Source organism: Nocardia sp. NPDC050710, from assembly GCF_040654375.1.
In the GTDB taxonomy this organism is placed as follows: domain Bacteria; phylum Actinomycetota; class Actinomycetes; order Mycobacteriales; family Mycobacteriaceae; genus Nocardia.
The window spans coordinates 113,703-131,007 of sequence record NZ_JBFAHV010000009.1 but is presented as its reverse complement, the minus strand read 5'-3'; the positions used below and the strand labels follow the sequence as shown (position 1 = coordinate 131,007).

The following is a 17,305-nucleotide window of genomic DNA, read 5'->3' as shown; positions in this document are numbered from 1 at the left end:
TCTCATGCCGATTTCCGTCGACGGTTCCTTCGGCATGCAGTTCGGCACGGCTGTTCGGTGTTGACGTTTCATACCGAGATCCCCGCCACCTATGGGGCGCTCACGCGCAGAACAGTACCTGATCGCCCGGATGCGTTCTCACAATTGAAGATTCAGATTTGATTGCTTAAGATAACTAGTGGCAACACTCAACCCGGGTTTGCCGCAGCCAGGGGGCCCCGGAGTCGATCCGGTCGCCGGTGCGGGTGCAGTATCCGCTATCAGCACTTCCAGGGAGTTTGCTATGGGGAATAAGCCGCATGTTCTGGTGATCGGCGGAGGTCCAGCGGGATCGACCACCGCGGCTCTGCTCGCGCGATCAGGGGTGGAGGTGACGCTGCTGGAACGAGATAAGTTCCCGCGGTATCACATCGGGGAGTCGTTGCTGGCCTCGTGCCTGTCGACACTGCGCCTGTCCGGCGCCTACGACGCCGTTGCCCGCTATGGGTTCCAGCGGAAGCGGGGCGGGGTGTTCCTGTGGCAGAACGATACCTGGCTGTTGAAGTGGCATGAGCTCGTGGACGCGGAAGCCTGGTCGTGGCAGGTCGACCGCGCCGCGTTCGACGACATTCTGCTCCGCAACGCCTCCGAACAGGGTGCGCGGGTGATCGAGCAGGCCACCGTCACGAATGTGCTGTACGGCAGCGACGGTCGTCCGACCGCCGTCGAATGGACCGCGCACGGGGACGAGCAGATCCGGACCACCGAATTCGATTTCCTCGTCGACGCCTCGGGGCGGGCCGGGTTGTTGTCCCGGACGATGCGCGAACCGCATCCGGACCTCCGCAATATCGCGATCTGGTCGTACTGGACGGGTGCGCGACTACATCCAGAAAGCCCGGAAGGCGCGATCAATGTCGTGTCGACCGCCGAAGGCGGTTGGTTCTGGCATATCCCGCTGTCGGACGGCCGTTTCAGCGTCGGCTATGTGATTCCCGTGGACAAGGCTGCCGAGAAGCGGCGTGAGCACGGCTCGCTGGACTCGTACTATCACGACGCCATCGGCCGCAGCGAGGCAATGAGTGGGCTGCTCGAGGGCGCGGAGCAGGTCGCCGAAGTGCGGGCCGAGCAGGACTATTCCTATGTGTCCGAGCGATTCTGCGGTCCCGGCTACGCCGTCGTCGGTGACTCGGCGTGCTTCCTCGATCCGTTGTTGTCCACCGGCGTGCATTTGGCGACATACGGTGCTCTGACCGCATCGGCCGCCATCGCGACCACGTTGCGAGGCGAGATGAACGAGGCCGACGCACTGGGCTTCTACGAGTACACCGCTCGACGGGCCTACACGAGATTCCTGTCCTTGGTGACGCGGCTGTACAAGAACTACGTCGGGTCCGCCGAATACTTCTCGCATGCCAGCGCCCTCACCGAGGAGCATCCCGGCGACACCCCGCAGGAGTCGTTCACCAGGATCACCGCGGGGCTGACCGATATGGGCGAGTCGGCGGGACAGCAACAGCGTGCCGGGACCGGCACTCTCGTCTCCGAGGCTGAACTCCGCGCGGAGGCGGACGGGGTGAATATTCACTACATGGGTGGTCTGGATATGTCCCCGGTGTGGAATCACTGGCGTGACCCGCTGGGACACGACACGGAGATGGACGATGTGCGAATCACGACCGAACCGGTACTCGGCCTGACGAGACGGCCTCGTACCGAGGCGGAGATAGAGGCTGTCATTCGCCCGGTCATCCCACCGGAGAGTGTCACCACTCATTAACCCGGTTTCGGCACGGAGTTTCTCGTGAAGACAACCGCGCGCAGCGTCTCCGCACCACCGGGCGATTCCTCGGCCGGTGGTGCGGATCGATTCGATCATCCGCGCACCAGAATGCTGCTGGCCAGCGAGGGCCTCACCATGCCGATACTCGAGCAGATACTCGGCACGGAACTCGAAGTCCGCGTGCTCCGCCAGGACGATGTGGCGGCAGAACAGTTACCGGCCACCGTGACCGATGTACTGCGAGTGTCCGGGGCCGACCGCGTCATTGTCCGCCGTTCATGTCTGATCAATTCCGACATGGTGACCGCATCTGTCAACTATGTCGTCACCGTCGGCGGACTCGCGGCCGCGTCCGGGGTGGACGACGTGCACGTGCCGATCGGTTCCAGCTTGATTTCCCGGGGTGTATCCCAGCGACGGCACATACTGCGCGCGGGCGTGGCGAGATGGACGGACGGTCGCCTCTGCGCGGCGAAGGCGTACGTCATCGTGCTCGGCGATCGTCCTCTCTGCTACATCCGGGAATCCTTCAATCCCAACGTCATTCCACCGGACCACTCCGCTCCCGCCGACGATCGGGGGTGGGCCGACGAGCCGGAATCCCCGACCTACCTTTCACCGGCGCCACCCAGGACCAACGCGACCTCGCATGACGAGCCGACATGGCCGAATGTCGAATTGCTGCCGAACGGCGTTGTGTGTCCGCGTAATCGGCTCGCACCGATCCACTCGGCCGCGCGCGAGGCGCTCACCGCCGAGTTGGCCGAGGCCGTGCGCGGGGAAGCATTCGTGCTGCACTTCGGCGGCGGCGACACGGTCCCCACCTTCGATACTCGGGCTTTCGCCGCCCGCCGCGCGCTGATCCGAGCCGCCGCCACGGTACTGACGCATGGCCTGGGAATGCCCATCGTGACCGTCGACCGGCTGGCGGGGCAATTCACCGCACCACGCTCCGCGCCAGTCGAATCCACCACCGTGCCCGTGCCCTACTACAGCAGCCGAGTCACCGGCGCCGACAGTGGAGCACCGGGCGGCGATCGTCTGCCGGAGGCGTACTTTCGCGCTGCGGCCACCTTCGATGATCGGCGTGGCGGTCAGCTGCCGGTGACGCTCTGTGTCGACATACTGCGGCGCGCCGCGGATCGGTGCCTCGAGCCGGTGCTACCCGATATGCTCCGCGAGGTCGCCGCGCTGTTGCCCCTCGCCGCGGACGCGCCTCCGGCCTCTCACGAACTGTACGGTTCGATTCCGCGGCTTCATCTTTCGCGTGAGGCGCCGGGCGAGTCCGCCTCGTCTCGGCGCGGACCGGATCGGCGATGGTGGGATTCCGCGACCCACCTGCTGTGGATCGGCGATCGGACCCGAAATCCGGCGCACGGGCTTATCGAATTCGCTGCCGGTGTCCGCAATCCCGTGGCCGTCGCACTCGGGCCCACGGCCACGCCGCAGGACGTCGAATTCCTGTGTCAGCAACTGAATCCGGAGAATCGGCCCGGCAGACTCACTTTCGTCCCTCGGCTCGGTGCCGCACGCATGGTCGACGACCTTCCTGTCTTGTTCGACGCTGCCCGCGATACCCCGGTGTCCTGGGTGTGCGATCCCATGTATGTCGAAACGCGTACTCACGAAGGTCGCGCGATTCGTCGCGTCGACGAGGTCATGGCCCGGATCCGGGCGTTCTTTCGAACCTGCCGGGAGACGGGCACCGTCATCGGCGGCCTGCACCTCGACTGTGCGCCCGAAGCCGTCACGGAATTCCTCGGACGGGAGGGGCGGATCGACGAGCATTCCGCGGACCACCGAACGCGTTGTGATCCGGGACTCGATCCCGCACAGACACTTTCCTGTGCCTTCACAGCACTGACCGAAATGCGGGCCGCCTGATTCATTCTTTCCGGGCACGCCCCGATCCGGTCCTCGGGAGTTGGTCCGCGGTTCGAATCGATTCATCCGCTATCGCGAGGGAGTAGAGAGTGTCGAGTAGTCAAATCGTCGTGATCCTCATCGATCTCGCCGTCATCATGGCAGCCGCCCGGGTGTTGGGTTGGCTGGCCGAGCGAGTCGGCCAGCCGGCGGTGATCGGCGAGATCGCCGCCGGAATCCTCGCTGGGCCAACTGTTCTCGGGCCGGATCTGTCGGCCGCGCTATTTCCGCATGAGATCCGCTCGTACCTGAATCTGCTCGCCACCGTCGGTGTAGCCGTATTCATGTTCGTCGCCGGGCTGGAACTCGATCGCACGGTGTTCGCCGGAGGCAGGCGTTCGATTCCGGCGATATCCGCCGCGGCCTACGCGGTCCCGTTCGTACTGGGATGTGGAGTCGCCGTGGTCGCGTTGTCTCGCCACCAAACCGGCGAGCGGCTGAGCTTCGCGCTGTTCATCGGCTGCGCGCTGGCGGTGACGGCCTTTCCGGTCCTGGCCCGGATCCTGCATGATCGCGGACTGATTCGCACAGAGATCGGTCAGCTCAGCCTGGCCTGCGCGGCGCTCGTCGACATCCTGGCCTGGTCGGCGCTTGCCGTCGTATTGGCCATCGCACGCCCTTCGATGGGGAACCAGTGGCGGTTGGCCCTGCTGGTGCCCGCGGTGGCGGTGATGTGGTGGGTCGTGCGTCCGGCATTGGCGCGGGCAGCCGCATTGTGCTCGGAGCAGACGATGATCGTGGTCGGCGTCGGCGGCGCACTGTTGCTCGGCGCGGTGACCGAGTGGATCGGATTGCATGTGATATTCGGTGCGTTCGCCTTCGGGGTGGTTTTCCCGCGCGCGCGGCGGCAGGCGGTCGAGTCCGGCACTCGGGTGCTGAGCTCGGTCCTACTGCCCGGCTTCTTCGTCGTCGCGGGACTCGCCGTCGATCTCGGGTCGATCGACCGGACGGCGGTCGGCGAACTGGTGGCCATCGTGGCGGTGGCCGTCCTGGGGAAGCTCGGGAGCGTCTATGTGGCAGGGCGAACGACGGGCCTGGAACCGCGATCGGCGGCGGCGGTGGCGGCGTTGCTGAACACCCGTGGTTTGACTGAGCTCGTGATACTCAACGTCGGGCTGAGCCTGGGACTCATCAGCGCGCACCTGTATTCACTGCTGGTGGTGATGGCGTTGGTGACGACGGCGATGACGGCGCCGCTGATGCGGCTGATCGGAGTAGCCGAACCGCCCGCGGTCGATCCGCCCGGCCTCGACGGTTCCCCGGCCGAGCGAACCGACCGGCAGGTTGCGAGCCCACCGACCCACCTCTGAACAAAAGTCCGGCACGGATACCTTCGCCGGGGCGAATCAGGTGCCACGGCACAGGGATTGGAACCATGGGTCGATCCCGTCGCTGGGGCGTTCGCAAGCACTACTGCCACGGTGTTGCTATGTTGCTTGCGTGGGCGAGCCGCCAGGTTTCGGACAGGTCGTTGACGACTGTCGTTACCTGTGCTCGACAACCCGACACACCACTGACCTCGTTCGCCGCTCGTGCGTGATCGAGGCATGTGTGCACGCACACTGATCATGCTTGTCGAATTCCTGTTCCATCGACTGGAGTCACGTCTTTGACCACACCACAGTTCCCCACGTCCGCACCGCACACCACCGCGACCGGAATGTGCCCCGTCCAGCACGAATCGCCCGGCGATACCGATGACCGAGTTCTGTTGTATACACCGGAATTCGTCGCCGACCCGCACCATGCCTACCGCGAGATGCGTGATCGATACGGCTCGCTGGTCCCGGTGGACCTCGCACCCGGTGTACCGGCCACCCTGGTGATCGGCTACGCGACCGCGGTGCGAATCCTCAATGACCCCGAGCATTTTTCGGCTGATCCACGAACCTGGCAGGAGACCATTCCGAAGACGTGTCCGGTCCGGCCGATGATGGAGTGGTATCCGGCCGCGCGGTACAACGACGGAGCCGAGCATGCTCGCTATCGGCAGGCCTCCGTCGCGGGCATCGACGGAATCGATCTGCACACAGTGCATTCCACGGTGGAGGAGATCGCCGTCCCGCTGATCAACACGTTCTGCGAGGCCGGTTCCGCCGACTTGGTGACCCAGTACGCGTTTCCGCTCGTCCTCGAGGTCCTCAACCAGATGGTCGGTTGCCCGGCCGAGATCGGGGAGCGCGTCGCGACCGGGATGGCCATGCGCTTCGACACGGTCAAGGGCGCCCAGGGCATGGAAATGCTCAAAGTGGCGCTGATGGAGCTGATCGGGCTCAAACGCGACCAACCCGGTGACGACGTCACCTCGCGGCTGGCCCAACACCCCGCCGACCTCGATGACGTGGAGATCTTCGCCCAACTGATGAGTTTCTACGGTGCGGGCTTCGAAGCGCAGCGCAATCTGATCACCAATGCGCTGCTGCTGATGATCACCGACGACCGATTCCGGTTCGGCGATGTCCTCGGCCGGAATCTTTCGACCACCGACGCGCTCGACGAGGTTCTGTTCAACGACCCGCCGATGGCGAACTTCTGCACGACGTACCCGCGGCAGCCCATCGAGATCGACAATGTCTGGTTGCCGGCGCATCAGCCGGTCGTCATCAGTCTCGCCGGCAGCAATAACGACCCGAAGATCCACGGGAACAACAACCCCGGCGAGAGTCGCATCGGCAATCGCTCACATCTGGCGTGGAGTTCCGGGCCGCATACCTGCCCGGCCAAAACCGTCGCGTACCTGACCGTGCAGAACTCCATCGATCAGCTACTCGACGCGCTCCCCGAAATGCAGGTGGCCGTTCCTGTGGACCAATTGCCCTGGCGCCCAGGGCCTTTCCATCGAGCAATGATGGCACTGCCGGTCGTCTTCCCCAAGTCCCCGCCGTTGCACCTCACGTAGGGAGGCCCCGGAGGGTGGTGCACGGTGTGGTCGCCGGGGACGGCGGTGACCCGTGAACTCGTTCGCCACCTCCGACGGCAGCCGAGATACCTCCATCGGCACCGTAGGCGCCACGGTGTTCGCGGCCGGGCGTGAGCCCCGGTCCGCGCACGAAAAACATTCGACCAAGCTCTTTTTCATCTGTACACCCGATGGTGTAGTGGGCGCTATACCATCGACCAGGATCCGGCGTAGACCGGACAACGGCTCCGCCGCAGTGTCTCGGCACGGAGCGCTTCTTCATCGATTTCCGCAATGTATTACGAACAGTTGGGGGTTTCTTTGAGTATGCCGTTCCGCGAACCGTCCCGGCCGTGCCCGGTCGTACCCGGCGCGCCGATGGATTCGAACGACCCACGGGTACCGTTGCACTCTGCGGAGTTCGCTGCCGACCCGCACGCCTTCTACCGTGAGATGCGCAGCCGCTACGGCTCTTTGGCTCCGGTGGAGTTGGCGCCCGGTGTACCCGCGACCCTGGTGATCGGTTACAGCACCGCGGTGCGGGTTCTCAACGACCCCGAACACTTCCCCGCCGACCCGCGCACCTGGCAGCAGACCATTCCCGCCGACTGCCCGATCCTTCCGCTGCTGGAGTGGCGACCGATAGCGAGCCGAAGCGCCGGAACCGATTTCGTGCGCTACCGGCAGGCCATCACCGCGAGTATCGATGAGGTCGATCTGTACGCACTCCACGACATCGTGCAAGACCTCGCGGTCCCGCTGATCAACACCTTCTGTGAAACCGGTTCCGCCGACCTGGTGATGCAGTACGTGTTCCCCCTGGTGTTCGAAGTGGTCAACTTCCTGCTCGGCTGCCCACCGGAGATCGGCCAGCAGGTCGCCGCCGCGACAGCCGCGATGTTCGAGGGAGCCGACGCCGAGCAGGGCAATCAGACGATCGGTGAGGCGCTGACGAAACTGGTCACCCTCAAACGGATCGAACCTCGCCGCGATATCACCTCGGTGCTGATTCAGCATCCGGCCCGGCTGGATGACGTCGAGGTGTCCCACCATGTGTCACAGGTCTACGGCGCGGGGATCGAATTCCAGCTGAACTTGATCGTCAATACCCTGCTGCTGATCCTCACCGACGATCGCTTCGGCGGCAGTGTCCTCAGCGGGAACCTGTCCTCCCGCGATGCCCTGGACGAGGTCTTGTTCAACGACCCGCCGCTGGCGAACCTGCTGATCACCTACCCCCGCCAGCCGATCCTCATCGATGAGATCTGGCTGCCCGCACACCAGCCGGTCGTCATCAGCATGGCCGCCTGTAACAACGACCCCGCCATCCGGGCCGATGACCTGACGGGCAACCGCTCTCACCTGGCCTGGGGCATCGGCCCGCACGCCTGCCCGGCACAATCCCTGGCCTACCTCGTCGCCCAGGACGCCATCGATCAGCTTCTCGACGCACTGCCGGAAATCCATCTGAACCTGCCCGACGGCACACCGGTCTGGCGTCCCGGCCCCTTCCACCGAGCTTTGACCACCCTTCCGGTCACCTTCCCGCCCACCTCCCCACTGAACACCGTTCCGTCGTCGTGGACCTCGACGCTGCCCGCGAGGTAGCGCCACGACGAGGCCATCAGCAGCGGTTATCACGCACCGCCGGGCCTCGATTGGCAGAATTGCATACGTGGCAGAGTCAGTTCCACCGCCGACGGCAGAATTACGACTCCTCGATTCGGGCTTCATCGAACTGGAGGACTCCGATCGGCACATCAGCCTCGGCATCGCCGCGGTGGCGATCATTGCCGGCGAGCCGCCGAGCCGGGACGAGTTCAGCCACACACTCACCAGGGGACTGGAACGCAACGCCCGCCTCCGCCAGACGGTGCGGCGGGCACCGCTCGACCTGGCCACGCCGGTCTGGGAGAACGACCCACATTTCGATCTGGCCCACCACGTGCGATGGACCGCGCTGCCCCGGCCGGGTGATGAGCAGGAGTTGTGCGAACTGGTCGCGACCGAAATGGAGGAACGACTCGACCGTGACCACCCGCTGTGGCAGTGCGTTGTCGTCGAACGTCTCGCGGGCGACCGCTGGGCGCTGATCGTCAAGGCGCATCACAGCTTGGTCGACGGCGTGTCGGGCATCTCGCTGTTCGAGCATCTCTGTGATCCGGTATCGGATCCGGTAGCGGCGGAGGCGGAGAATCGCGCCGCACCCGAGTCGCCGGGCTCGACCGCGGCGCGGTTGCTCGGATGGGCCGGCGGTGGACTGCGGTTGCCCGTCGCCCTGCCTCGGTTCGTGATCGGCGCGGTGCGCGGGCTGACTCCCGTGGCTCTCGCCGCGTTCACGCCGGCCGCGGATTCCTCGCTCAACGGCCCCATCGGACGGCAGCGCCGCTATGTGATAGCTCGACCCTCGCTGTCGGATGTCCGCGCGATCTGCGCGGCGTTCGGGGTCACGGTCAATGACGTCGTTCTCACCGCCGTCGCCGCTGGTTACCGCGACCTGCTGTTCGGTCGGAATGAGCGGCCGGCCCCCAACAAGCTACGAATACTCGTTCCGGTTTCGATGCGGACCGAGCAGGCGAAGGACGTGCTCGACAACCGGGTGTCGGCGATGATGCCGTTCCTGCCGATCGACGTGGCAGACCCGGTCGAGCGACTCAGCACCATTCACGCGCGGATGACCGAACACAAGTCCAGGGACGAAGCACGGGCGGAGAGCTCACTGCTCACGGTGGCGAGCCGGCTGCCTTTCGCACCCATGGCGTGGACCCTCCGGCTCATGGCGCGTTTTCCGCAGCGCAGTGTGAGCGCGCTGGCCACCAACGTCCCCGGACCACGCCACGAATTGGCGGTATGCGGCCGCAGAGTCCTGCAGTTGCTGCCGGCCGTGCCGATTGCGATGCGGTTGCGCACGGCCATCGCGATCCTCAGTTATGCCGATCAGTTGACGTTCGGTATCACCGGCGACTACGACACCGCACCGGATATCGGCGTGATCGCCGACGGCATCGTCCGGGAGATCCAGCGGCTGCGGGAGCACGCCGATATCCGGCGGCTACCGCCACCGGATATCGCCGGAGGATGAGCGCGGACCGCGCCCGGCTCCAGTAACCAGGCATCAGCGGAATCCCATGTCGAGGATTTCGGCGAGCGGCCTGCGTGGCGTCACCGGGCCGTTCTGCTCGGATTCGGGTGCGATACCGACCCGGATCAGAACCTGCGGCAGGCCGGAGTGCGCAGTCAGTTCGCGGACGACGGCGCGGCTGCGCGGCACCTCGGTCAGATGAGTGAGCGGGCACGTGGCGAACCCGGCGAGAGTGCATTCGAGCAGTACTGTCGACACCACTTCACCGCAGGGCACCAGGTCTTCCGCGGCGTCGCTGTCGGTCGACAGCACCAGTATCACCGAGTGGTCGTCGGCGATCTCGCCGCGTCGAGGTGCGCCGGTGGTAGTGGGGAACTGGCGGCCCACGGAGACTCGCTGCCGTTCTTCGGGGGAGATCAGGGCTTCATCGGGGACACCGGCGCTGGCGATGGTGTGGCCCGTCCACCACTGCAATTCGGCATGATATCCGGAGTCGTAGCGGCGCAGGGACGCGGTCATCTCCGAGGCGCGGGCCAGCATGGGTCGGCTGTCGTCACGCAGCACGTCGAGGGTGCCGTCGGCCGGATCGAAGGTGGTCCTCAGCACGAATTCGAAATCGGACCAGCCGGTGGGCGCGGCGAACGGCAGCCGGTCGGTGTGCCGACGCAGTATGGCGTCGGCGCGGTCGCGGTCGCCATCGGTCACGATCTCTGCTGGATGGAATGTGATGGTGGCAAGGTGATCTCGCCGGTGTGGGTTGGGAAAGCGGGCCACGAAGATGCGCCAGCCGGCGGCGGCCATGGCCGCGCGCAGATGGCCGAGAGCGATGCCACAGCTGATCAGCATCTGCCGGCCGGCGGTATCTGTCGCCGGCAGCATGCGTTCGGGCACGGCGAACAGACGGAGCGCTTCACCGTCGAACGTCCAGTGCCAGGGCTGGCTGTTGTGCAGCGAAGGCGCCCGGCCGGCGAGCAGGACCGCCTTCTCGATGGTTCGACCGATCGGAACTTCGTTCATATCGCCGACGGTAGGCGCCGGACGCCGACATCGGAGGAGTCGTAGGTCCCGAGTCTTGTGGCTGGTGGACCCGCATGTCGTGTGGCCGTCGCGGACCTTTCCCTTCGCGAGCGGTCCGGCGATCGTCGCCGCACCCTGAGCTCAGAGCGCGCCAGTATTCGCTACTGGACTGATTCCGGTTGCGCGGCGGCCGGGATAGAGCGCAGGCAGGTGTCGAGTGGCACGCGGGTCCTTCCACCGCGCGCTCCTCGGGTACTGTCGGCGCGATCGTGCAACCTGGGCTAGAGCAACTCCGGCGGAAGGTCCGAACGAGCGATGTGTGCATCGGGTCCGTTCAGCGGTCTCAATCGCAGGCAATTTCTGGGGAAGGCGGCGGCGGCCGGCGCGGTGGGCGCGTTGGCGTCGTGGGCGAATCCGATCATCGAACGCGCCTACGCCGCCGACCCCGCGGGGACCGGCGGTCTCGGCGATATCGAGCACTTCGTGCTGCTGATGCAGGAAAACCGTTCGTTCGACCACTATTTCGGCACCATGTCCGGCGTGCGCGGCTTCGACGACCCGTCCGCGGCGTGGCAGCAGTACGGGTGGACACCCGGAATCGGCCCGGCCCCGGACGGATTCGTCAATCCGTTCCGCCTCGACACCACCCGCGGTGCGACGCTGGACGGCGAATGCATCAACGATCCGGACCACAGCTGGGGTGGTATGCACCGGGCTTGGAACGGCGGCGCCAACGATCAATGGATGCCGATGTCGATCGCGAGCGTCGGTCCGGCCAACGCCCCCGCGGCCATGGGTTACTACCTGCGCGAGGATATTCCGATCCATCACGAGCTGGCCGAGGCGTTCACCCTCTGCGACCACTACCACTGCTCGTTGCTCGGCCCCACCGACCCGAATCGGCTGTACTGGATCAGCGCCACCATCGATCCGGACGGCCGGGCCGGAGGCCCGCTGGTGGATACGCCGACGCTGATACCGCAGCATGTGTACAGCTGGCGCACCTACCCGGAGAACCTGTCCGAAGCCGGGGTCAGCTGGAAGATCTACAACAACCGCGATGTCGGCCCGCTGTCATCGAGGTTCCTGGACGGCATGATCGGCTGTTTCACCCAGTCGGCGGATCCCAACTCCGAGCTGGCCCGCCGCGGCCTGGCTCCGGTGTATCCCAACGACTTCCAGGCCGATGTCGCGGCCGACCGGCTGCCCGCGGTGTCGTGGGTGATCCCCGCGCTGATCAATTGCGAACATCCCGCGCTACCCGCGGCCTTCGGCGCCTTCGGCATCGTGCAGCTGCTCGACACCCTCACCTCTAACCCGAAGGTGTGGGAGAAGACCGCACTGATCATCAGCTACGACGAGAACGGCGGTTTCTTCGACCATGTCACGCCACCGACGGCGCCGCCGGGCACGCCGGGGGAGTACCTGACGGTGCCGCTGGACCGTGTCTCCTCGGCCAATGGCATCGCGGGCCCGATCGGCCTCGGATATCGGGTGCCGGGGCTGGTGATCTCGCCGTACAGCCGCGGCGGCCTCGTCGCCTCCGAGACCTTCGACCACACCTCACAGCTGCGCCTGCTGGAGACCAGGTTCGGGGTCGAGGTGCCGAATCTGACCACTTGGCGGCGCGGCGTCACCGGCGATATGACTTCGGCCTTCGATTTCGGTTCGGCTCCGGACGCGGCCGTACCGGTGTTGAGTGACCCGAAGCCGAAGGTCGACGCGGCCGTCGCGCAGTGTGGTCTGAATATCGTGCTCGGCACCGAGAAGATGGGTGTCCCCTATCCCGTCCCGCCCAACGAGATGCCGCGGCAGCGGCCGGGCGCCCGTCGCAGCCCGAGCGGGTCGGTCTGAACGGCCACCGCCCCCGGGGGCACATGGGAGTGGCCCAACCCGAACAGGATTGGGCCACGTCCGAAGTGGAGGTCAGCTGGCGGTGGCGGGTACCCAGTGCACGGCCGCGACAGCGGAGCGTTTTCGCATGGCCGCGAAACTGTGCCGCGCTGGGCTTATCAACGCGGTAAACCATGAGCGGCGATGCTCGGCGAGCGCGGCCGCTACGGCGGGAATCAGGATGCAGTGCATGCCTCCCGCCATACCCAGGCGGTGGCGACCCGTCTGGTTGTCTCTGGTGCCCAATGATGTTCCTTTGCTAGCTGGTTCTGGCCTGGATCGCCACGGCGAAGATTAGCCGAAGAAAAGGGCGCAACAGTGTATTTTGCGCAAGCAATTGCCTCGGCGTGTCGGAAAGATGCCGCTGCCACACCGGAGCCCGCCGGAAATGTTGCGAATTGGTCTCGGCGGCATCACGGATCGGGCAAATGCGGCACGGAGTGGTGGAATGCGCGGTGGCTGTGGGTATTCCCGCGCCTTGGGCCGGGGTACACCGCGCCGACGGCGGATCTACGCCGGGATCCGCCCGCATTCGGCGCCTCGGCCGGTGCCGCCGAAGGCATCGACCGCCCGCTGGGCGGTGGGCCGGGGCTCGATCATGGATGCGAGACTGGGGGAATGTTGCGGATCGGCCTCACCGGAGGCATGGGAGCGGGCAAGTCGACGGTGGCGCGGATACTCGCCGAGCGGGGCGCGGTGGTCATCGACGCCGACGCGATCGCCAGGGAGGTCGTCGCACCCGGAACCGAGGGGCTGGCCGCGCTCGCCGAGGCCTTCGGTCCCGACATTCTGGCCGCCGATGGAAGCCTGGACCGGCCCGCGCTGGCGGCCCGCGCATTCGGTGACGACGAATCCCGCGCGAAACTCAATTCCATCACCCACCCTTTGGTCGGAAAGCGTACCGCGGAATTGATTGCGGCGGCCGCGCCGGATGCGATTCTGGTGCAGGATATTCCGCTATTGGTGGAAAACGGTTTGGCGCCGTTGATGAATCTGGTTCTGGTGGTGGACGTCGAAGCGGAAACTCGAATTCGGCGGCTCGTCGAATACCGGGACGTTTCCGAAGCCGATGCACGGGCGCGGATTTCGGCGCAGGCAAGCGATGAACAGCGCCGCGCGGCCGCCGATGTGCTGCTCGACAACAATGGCGCGCCGAGCGATATCGAACCGGTGGTGCGCCGGCTGTGGGACGAGCGGCTGGTCCCGTTCGAACACAACCTGCGGACCGGAACCGCCGCGCCCGCGCCGCTGCGGCCGGTGTCCGCCGATCCGGAGTGGGCGGCGCAGGCGCAGCGACTGATCGCCCGGCTGTGGGTGGCGTGCGGGCAGTCCGCGATCCGGATCGACCACATAGGTTCTACCGCCGTGCCGGGGTTGCCCGCCGAGGACATGATCGACCTTCAGATCAGCGTCGCGGATCTGGCCGCCGCCGACGGCCTGCGCGAGGTGTTGGGCACGGCGGGCTTCCCCGTGAAGGCGGATATCACCGGGGACAACCCGAAGCCGACCGAGGCAGATCCGGCAGGCGCCGATACCGGGTTGTGGGCCAAGCGGTTGCACGGCAACGCCGATCCGGGCCGGCCCGCGAATGTGCATATCCGCGTCGACGGCTCGCCCGGGCAGCGGTTCGCGCTGATCTTCCGGGACTGGCTGCGCGCCGACGCGGCGGCTCGCGACGAGTACCTCGAGGTCAAGCGTGAGGCCGAGGCCAAGGCGGCGGGCCTGACCGGTGTCGATGCCGTGGACGCGTATTACGGGGTCGAGGAGCCGTGGATCGACGCGGTCTATGGGCGCGCCCTGGCATGGAGCGCGGGCCGGAGTTCGTGAGTCCGACGCTCAGAATCGGGCGCCGAGCCTATCCAGACTCTGTCCCCAGCCTGCTTCGGCGCCGTCCTCCGGGTTGAGCGGTCCCGGCGCGAGCAGGTGAAAGGTCATGGTGGTTTCGGCCGCACCGGTTTCGTCGAAGGTCACGGTGATGATCGATGCCCGGTCCTGGCTGCCGTCACCGGTTGGGTCGCCCCAGGTGAAGACCAGACGTTCCGGTTCGACGATTTCCCGGAACGTCCCGGCGCTCGGATACGTCGTGCCGTCGGCCTCGGACACCATGAGCGAGTCATAGCGGCCGCCGACCCGCGGCTCGACCACAATGCTGTCGTGCGGCGTCGTGAATCCCTGCGGCCCAGCCCATTCGGCGAGTTGGTCGGGGTCGAGCCAGGCCCGGAAGACCAGCTCGCGTGGTGCGGCGAAAACGCGGACAATGGTGAATTCGTGGTCGCTCATGATCGGAAAGTCCTCTTCGATTGCTGATCGTCGGTCAGTCGTCATCGCCGGGATGCGGGGCCTGGCTGTTCCGGCGGGTCATCCAGTCGGGGGCGCCTGCGGGGAAACGGTTCTCGAAGTCCAGGACGCCGACCCAGTTCGGCCGCACCACGATTCGTTCCATGCGCGGAGCCAGACCGGCCACGAAGTCGAGATAGTCGGCGACCTGCTCGGCGCCGCCCTTGCGCATCGCCGACGCGTATTCCGGTGCCAATCCGTCGATATCGTGTACCTCGGCGCGGCCGCGGATGAGCAGCACCTCCGGCGGCGCGGAATTCGTGTCGATGGTGATGGCGACATCGGGGTTGGCGCGCAGCATCGCTGCCTTCTTCGAGGGCGCGAAACCGGCCATGACCACTTCGCTGCCGTTCCACCAGAAGTTGATCGGCAGCACCCGCGGGGTGCCGTCGGCGGCGGTGCAGGCAATGCGGGCCGGAATATTCGCGGCCAGTAGTTTTCGCGCGATGTCGGTGTCGAGGAGCCGGAGGTCGCCTTGCGGCAGCGTAAGCGGATCGGTCATCGGCGTATGTCCTTGTGCTGAATGCGGAGCAGGTGGGCGTCGAGGCGATCGAAACGGCCGTCCCAGAATTGCCGATAGCGGTCCAGCCAATCGGTGGCCGGGCCGAGCGGCGCCGCGTCCAAACGGCACGGGCGCCATTGCGCATGCTGCCCTCGGGTGATGAGTCCGGCGCGTTCCAGCACCTTCAGATGTTTGGAGATCGCGGGCAGGCTCATCGCGAACGGCTCGGCGAGCTCGCTGACGGTGGCTTCGCCGTCGGCGAGGCGAGCCAGGATCGCACGCCTGGTCGGATCCGCGAGTGCGGCGAAGGTCCTGCTGAGTTCGTCGTCCGTCATGGCCTTATTTAACCACCTAGATAATTAACTGACAGGTTAAATGCTGGTCCTGATGGCAGAGGATGTCAAGTGTCCGGCCGAAGGATGTAGCGCCGCCGGATGCGGCGGGCTATTCGTGCGGGGGCTACCGCCAGGTGAGGGTGATGCCGAGGCTCGCCAGCCAGCGCTCGAGCGAGTATCCGTTGGCGGCGATGCCGTCGATCGCGGCGGTGGCATGCTCGATCGCCGCCTGCGCCTCCGCCGCGCCGAGCAGCCCCGCGGCGTGCGCGGCCAATAACTCGTCCACATCCAGCAATTCGGTCTCGCGCCCGGTGCGCACCACGATGTCGAGGTAGTGGTCCACCGACTTCCACCGGTCCGGACCCAGCCTGCTGAATTCGCCGAGATCGAGGTAGAAGTCCTGGTCGCGCTGGTGCTCCGGGTGGTAGTGGAAGATGGTCGTGCGCAGGGCGAGGTCGGGTAGCAGCCACGATTCGATGTAGTAGAACTGTGGATGATCCGAGGTGCGCGCCATGTACAGGCCCCACGATTCCTCGCGGTAGTACTCGACCGGACGGACGAAACCCTTCGGGTCCGTATTCGTCAGGCTCGCGATATCGAAGTACTCGACCTTCGGTCGGTGCACGCCCACGGATGGTGCCTGTGTCATGCACCCAGAATCTACCGCCGCGGGCCTGTAGTCGAGCGATGAGCGGGGTATGGGGCCGGTTACATCCAGGTCAGGGTGATGCCCTTGGCGGCAAGCCAGCGTCCGAAATCGTGCTGGTGCGACGCGACACCGTCCACCACGGCGGTCGCCCGATCGAAGGCGAAGCGCACCTGCGCGGAGTCGACCAGGCCGGCGGCGTGTGCGCCGAGCAACATATCGACACCACGCAGTTCGGCCGAACGACCTTGTCGCACCACGACATCGAGGTAGAGATCGACCGCTCGCCAGCGCTTCGGCGCGATCTCGGTGAACTCGCCGATATCCAGGCGGTAGTCGCGGGTGGGATGGTGACCAGGGCGCGCATGCTCCAGCGTGACCCGGATGCCGAGCGCGGGCAGCAGCCAGGTTTCCCGGTAGCACATCGTCGGATGGGTGGCGGTACTCATCACATAGACGCCCCACGGTTCGCGATGGGTCCGCTCGACCGACCGGACATAGCCCCGGTGGTCGGTGGTGGTCAGATCGCCCAGGTCGAAATACTCGACCATCGACCGATGCGTGCTGTTGCGTGGCGGCGTGGTCTCGATCCGATCCGACTGGCGTATGAGTCCGCTACGAATATCCCTGGCTAGGTAACCGGCGAATCCGGTCACAGTCGGCGCGGCGACGAGCAATGGAACCAGAGCGCTCATGACGACCCTTTCGGCCGGTCGGACAACCAGATCAGGCTACACCCGGCTGCCCGCGCCCACGTTCCGGTTGTGTTGCCATTGGATGGCCAATCGGGTTGCCACGACGGACATTTCGGGCAAGCATGCGAATCCGGATGGTCTCGCTTCCGTTCGTTCCAAGTGCCGGGCGGTGAACACTCGATAGATCGTGGGGGTGCACCTGCGAGCAATTCTG

Annotated in this window: 15 protein-coding genes; 8 read left to right on the top strand and 7 right to left on the bottom strand. The window is 65.9% G+C overall.

The genetic code is table 11. From position 1 onward, the window contains the following. Positions 1–283: 283 nt before the first annotated feature. The 6 genes from AB0H61_RS18170 (at position 284) to AB0H61_RS18145 (ending at position 9,666) form a co-directional block, all read left to right on the top strand. On the top strand, positions 284–1,759 hold the full coding sequence (locus AB0H61_RS18170; protein ID WP_357305536.1) for an NAD(P)/FAD-dependent oxidoreductase: 1,476 nt from the start codon (positions 284–286) through the stop codon (positions 1,757–1,759). Between the two features lie 24 nt (positions 1,760–1,783). Then, positions 1,784–3,646, top strand: coding sequence for a 3-deoxy-7-phosphoheptulonate synthase (locus tag AB0H61_RS18165; RefSeq protein WP_357305533.1), 1,863 nt, complete (start codon positions 1,784–1,786; stop codon positions 3,644–3,646). An 89-nt stretch (positions 3,647–3,735) separates the two neighbouring features. Further along, on the top strand, positions 3,736–4,995 hold the full coding sequence (locus AB0H61_RS18160; protein ID WP_357305531.1) for a cation:proton antiporter: 1,260 nt from the start codon (positions 3,736–3,738) through the stop codon (positions 4,993–4,995). 350 nt (positions 4,996–5,345) lie between these two features. Continuing rightward, positions 5,346–6,584, top strand: coding sequence for a cytochrome P450 (locus tag AB0H61_RS18155; protein WP_357305878.1), 1,239 nt, complete (start codon positions 5,346–5,348; stop codon positions 6,582–6,584). Positions 6,585–6,962: 378 nt separating this feature from the next. Then, positions 6,963–8,192: a cytochrome P450 gene (locus tag AB0H61_RS18150; RefSeq protein WP_357305529.1), complete on the top strand. Its 1,230-nt coding sequence runs from the start codon at positions 6,963–6,965 to the stop codon at positions 8,190–8,192. A gap of 67 nt (positions 8,193–8,259) precedes the next feature. Beyond that, complete coding sequence (locus AB0H61_RS18145; RefSeq protein ID WP_357305526.1) at positions 8,260–9,666, top strand: wax ester/triacylglycerol synthase family O-acyltransferase; 1,407 nt, start codon at positions 8,260–8,262, stop codon at positions 9,664–9,666. A gap of 33 nt (positions 9,667–9,699) precedes the next feature. On the opposite strand, the gene AB0H61_RS18140 is transcribed toward AB0H61_RS18145, so the two are convergent. After that, positions 9,700–10,683, bottom strand: a complete 984-nt coding sequence (locus AB0H61_RS18140) for an NAD(P)H nitroreductase (protein ID WP_357305523.1) — start codon at positions 10,681–10,683, stop codon at positions 9,700–9,702. 315 nt (positions 10,684–10,998) lie between these two features. Between AB0H61_RS18140 and AB0H61_RS18135 the strand changes: the two genes are divergently transcribed. Then, on the top strand, positions 10,999–12,537 hold the full coding sequence (locus tag AB0H61_RS18135) for an alkaline phosphatase family protein (RefSeq protein ID WP_357305520.1): 1,539 nt from the start codon (positions 10,999–11,001) through the stop codon (positions 12,535–12,537). Positions 12,538–12,609: 72 nt separating this feature from the next. Here AB0H61_RS18135 and AB0H61_RS18130 read toward each other — a convergent pair whose 3' ends face one another. After that, the gene (locus tag AB0H61_RS18130) at positions 12,610–12,822 is read right to left on the bottom strand and encodes a hypothetical protein (RefSeq protein ID WP_357305904.1); all 213 of its coding nucleotides are present in this window, start codon (positions 12,820–12,822) and stop codon (positions 12,610–12,612) included. Positions 12,823–13,194: 372 nt separating this feature from the next. Here AB0H61_RS18130 and coaE point away from each other — a divergent pair, with 372 nt between their 5' ends. Continuing rightward, positions 13,195–14,403 carry a dephospho-CoA kinase gene (coaE, locus tag AB0H61_RS18125; RefSeq protein ID WP_357305518.1) on the top strand — a complete coding sequence of 403 codons (1,209 nt, stop codon included), beginning with the start codon at positions 13,195–13,197 and terminating at the stop codon, positions 14,401–14,403. A gap of 9 nt (positions 14,404–14,412) precedes the next feature. On the opposite strand, the gene AB0H61_RS18120 is transcribed toward coaE, so the two are convergent. The 5 genes from AB0H61_RS18120 to AB0H61_RS18100 all read right to left on the bottom strand — a co-directional run bounded on the left by AB0H61_RS18120 (position 14,413) and on the right by AB0H61_RS18100 (position 17,091). Beyond that, positions 14,413–14,856 carry an SRPBCC domain-containing protein gene (locus AB0H61_RS18120; RefSeq protein WP_357305515.1) on the bottom strand — a complete coding sequence of 148 codons (444 nt, stop codon included), beginning with the start codon at positions 14,854–14,856 and terminating at the stop codon, positions 14,413–14,415. A 34-nt stretch (positions 14,857–14,890) separates the two neighbouring features. Continuing rightward, entirely contained in the window at positions 14,891–15,415 is a 525-nt protein-coding gene (locus AB0H61_RS18115; RefSeq protein WP_357305512.1) for a pyridoxamine 5'-phosphate oxidase family protein, read from the bottom strand. After that, positions 15,412–15,750 carry a metalloregulator ArsR/SmtB family transcription factor gene (locus AB0H61_RS18110; protein WP_357305509.1) on the bottom strand — a complete coding sequence of 113 codons (339 nt, stop codon included), beginning with the start codon at positions 15,748–15,750 and terminating at the stop codon, positions 15,412–15,414. The genes AB0H61_RS18115 and AB0H61_RS18110 overlap by 4 nt, the downstream gene beginning before the upstream one ends. A gap of 124 nt (positions 15,751–15,874) precedes the next feature. After that, on the bottom strand, positions 15,875–16,399 hold the full coding sequence (locus AB0H61_RS18105; protein ID WP_357305506.1) for a DUF402 domain-containing protein: 525 nt from the start codon (positions 16,397–16,399) through the stop codon (positions 15,875–15,877). A gap of 59 nt (positions 16,400–16,458) precedes the next feature. Then, on the bottom strand, positions 16,459–17,091 hold the full coding sequence (locus AB0H61_RS18100; RefSeq protein ID WP_357305503.1) for a DUF402 domain-containing protein: 633 nt from the start codon (positions 17,089–17,091) through the stop codon (positions 16,459–16,461). Positions 17,092–17,305: the final 214 nt, after the last annotated feature.